The organism is Herbidospora mongoliensis, assembly GCF_001570545.1.
GTDB classification, from domain to species: Bacteria; Actinomycetota; Actinomycetes; order Streptosporangiales; family Streptosporangiaceae; genus Herbidospora; species Herbidospora mongoliensis.
Genome location: NZ_BBXD01000006.1, coordinates 1 through 1,106 on the forward strand (window position 1 = coordinate 1; position 1,106 = coordinate 1,106).

General features: G+C 70.0%; 1 protein-coding gene. It reads left to right on the forward strand.

Features of this window, described 5'->3' with window-relative positions:
• Nucleotides 1-1,106, forward strand: a 1,106-nt coding sequence (locus tag AW272_RS44680; protein WP_169807460.1) for an acyl carrier protein, incomplete at both ends; no start/stop codon positions are given.

Here is a 1,106-nt window from a genome sequence, read left to right on the forward strand (position 1 = left end):
TGAATCCGTCCTGGCGGTCGCCACCCTCGACACCTCGGTCCTGCGGGCTCGGTCCGAGGACCTGCCCGCCGTCCTCTCCGAACTCGTTCCTGCCGGCGCTCGCCGGCGCGGGACACCGGCGGCCACCTCGTCCCTGGCGGACCGGATGGCCGAACTCGCACCGGCAGAACGCGCGCAGGCGCTGGTGGATCTGGTGCGTGCGCAGGTCGCCGGTGTGCTGGGGCATGCGGATTCGACTGGTGTCGCCGTGGATCGGGCGTTTCAGGATTTGGGGTTCGACTCGCTCACCGCGGTGGAGTTGCGCAATCGGCTCACTGTGGCGACCGGGTTGCGGCTCCCCACCACGTTGGTCTTCGACCACCCTTCGCCGGCTGCTCTAGCCGGTCACCTGGCGGCCGAGCTGACGGGGGCGGCGAAGGACACCACCGAGACCGCCGCCGCCGTGGCCGACTCCGAACCCATCGCCATCGTCGGTATCGGCTGCCGCTACCCGGGCGGCATCGCGACACCGGACGACCTGTGGAAGGTCGTGCTGGACGGCCGCGACATGGTGTCCGGCTTCCCCGATAACCGCGGGTGGAATCTGGACGACCTGTTCGACCCGAACCCGGACGCCGTCGGCAAGTCCACGACGCGAAGCGGCGGTTTCCTGCACGATGCGGCCGAGTTCGACGCCGCGTTCTTCGGGATCTCCCCGCGTGAGGCGCTGGCGATGGATCCGCAGCAGCGGTTGCTGCTGGAGACGGCATGGGAGGCGTTCGAGCGGGCCGGGATCGACCCGCTGTCGGTACGGGGCGCGCGGACCGGGGTGTTCACCGGCGTCATGTACAACGACTACGGATCGCGGCCGAACCTGCCCGCCAAGGAGTTCGAGGGCTACCTGTTCAACGGCAGCGCGGGGAGCGTGGCGTCGGGCCGGGTGTCGTACACATTCGGGCTGGAAGGACCAGCGGTGACGGTCGACACCGCCTGTTCGTCGTCACTGGTGGCGCTGCACCTGGCCGCCGGGTCGCTCCGTCAGGGCGAATGCGACATGGCCCTCGCGGGCGGCGTCGCGATCATGGCCACGCCCGGCAACTTCATCGAATTCTCCCGGCAGCGGGCAC